The organism is Chitinimonas sp. (genome assembly GCF_041904975.1).
GTDB lineage: Bacteria > Pseudomonadota > Gammaproteobacteria > Burkholderiales > Chitinimonadaceae > Chitinimonas.
In genome coordinates this window covers 1-2,170 of record NZ_JAYRLZ010000430.1, presented here as the reverse complement: position 1 = coordinate 2,170, position 2,170 = coordinate 1, and the positions used below count along the sequence as shown (strand labels likewise).

The 2,170-nt window shown below is 62.5% G+C and carries 2 protein-coding genes; both read left to right on the top strand.

Annotated elements, in window-relative coordinates; all coding sequences use genetic code 11:
- On the top strand, positions 1–503 hold a 503-nt coding region (locus ACE3OH_RS21800; protein WP_374358263.1), incomplete at its 5' end, for a UTRA domain-containing protein.
- A 180-nt stretch (positions 504–683) separates the two neighbouring features.
- The coding region (gene hutU / locus ACE3OH_RS21795) for a urocanate hydratase (RefSeq protein WP_374358260.1) at positions 684–2,170 on the top strand (1,487 nt) is incomplete at its 3' end.

Sequence of the window (2,170 nt, the reverse complement as noted above, 5' to 3'; positions counted from 1 at the left end):
GCACCTATGTGGCCGGCACCAAGTACCAGAGCACCCTGGTCGATATCAAAAGCATTGCCGACGAAATCCGCGCGCGTGGCCACCAGCACAGTGCCGAGCTATTGAAACTGGGTGGCGTAAAGGCCGATGCCGCGCTGGCGCAGGAAATGGGCGTGGCGGCGGGCGGTGTGCTGTTTCATTCGCTGATTTTGCATCGCGAAAACGGCACGCCCATCCAGCTGGAAGACCGCTGGGTAAACCCGGCGCTGGCGCCCGATTACCTGAAGCAGGACTACACCCGCACCACGCCAAACGAATACCTGATGCGGGCAGCGCCGCTGTCACGCGTCGAATACCGCATCGAAGCGCGCAAGCCCGAGCGCGGCATCAAGGCCAAGCTGGCCATGGACAAGGACGAACCTTGCCTGGTGCTGCACCGGCGCACGTTTTCCAATGGCGTGGTGGCCAGCGTTGCGAATCTGTATCACCCGGCTGGGCGTTATCAGTTCAGCGGGTATTTTTAGGAAGGGCGGTGAAAAGTGAAATGTGAAACGTGGCGCGGCTCGCCGCGCTGAAAATTCACATTTCACCGATGGCGCAAAGCGCCAAGTCACCTTTCACGTTTCACCCGATGAATTCGTAGGGCGGGCCATGCCCGCCGCAACAACACGGCGGGCATGCCCGCCCTACCGGAGAGCCAAACCATGACCGACCCCCGTTTCGATGCCTCCCGCGTGATCCGCGCACCGCGCGGTAGCGAGCTGACTTGCAAGAGCTGGCTCACCGAAGCCGCCTTTCGCATGATCCAGAACAACCTCGACCCGGACGTGGCCGAGCATCCGCAATCCTTGGTGGTGTATGGCGGTATCGGCCGCGCTGCCCGTAACTGGGAATGCTTTGACCAGATCCTGGCCACGCTAAAAACCCTGAACGACGACGAAACCCTGTTGATCCAGTCGGGCAAGCCGGTCGGCGTGTTCCGCACCCACGCCGATGCGCCACGGGTGCTGCTGGCCAACTCCAATCTGGTGCCGGCCTGGGCCAACTGGGATCACTTCAATGAGCTCGATAAAAAGGGCTTGATGATGTACGGCCAGATGACGGCTGGCTCGTGGATCTATATCGGCACCCAGGGCATTGTGCAGGGCACCTATGAGACCTTCTATGCCGTTGCCAACCAGCATTTCGACGGCAAGCCGGCCGGCCGCTGGATTCTTACCGGTGGGCTTGGTGGCATGGGCGGCGCCCAGCCGCTGGCTGCCACCATGGCCGGTTTCTCGATGATTGCCGTCGAGTGCGACGAAACCCGCATCGACTTCCGCCTGCGTACCCGTTATCTGGACAAGAAGGCCTACACGCTCGATGAAGCGCTGGCGATGCTGGAAGAGGCCAAGGCGGCCGGCAAGCCGGTGTCGATCGGCCTGCTGGGCAATGCCGCTGATGTGTTCCCGGAACTGGTAAAGCGCAATATCACCCCCGATGTGGTCACTGACCAGACCTCCGCCCACGACCCGGTGCATGGCTACCTGCCGCAGGGCTGGACGGTGGCGCAGTGGCGCGAGGCGCAAAAGACCGATCCGGCTTCGGTGTCGGCAGCGTCCAAGCCGTCGATGGCGGTGCATGTGCAAGCCATGCTGGACTTGCAAGCGCGTGGCGCCGCCACCCTAGACTACGGCAACAATATCCGCCAGGTGGCCTTCGATGAAGGTGTGAAGAACGCCTTCGACTTCCCCGGCTTTGTGCCAGCCTATATCCGTCCGCTGTTCTGCAAGGGCATCGGGCCGTTCCGCTGGGTGGCGCTATCGGGCGACCCGGAAGATATCTACAAGACCGATGCCAAGGTGAAGGAGCTGATTCCAAACGACGCCCACCTGCACAACTGGCTGGATATGGCGAAGGAACGCATCGCCTTCCAGGGCCTGCCGGCTCGGATCTGCTGGGTGGGTCTGGGTGAGCGCCACCGCCTGGCGCTGGCCTTCAACGAGATGGTCAAGAATGGCGAATTGAAAGCGCCGATCGTCATCGGCCGCGACCACCTCGACTCCGGCTCGGTTGCCTCGCCGAACCGCGAAACCGAAGCGATGCAGGATGGCTCGGACGCGGTATCGGATTGGCCGCTGCTCAATGCCCTGCTCAACACCGCCGGCGGCGCCACCTGGGTATCGCTGCACCATGGCGGCGGCGTGGGCAT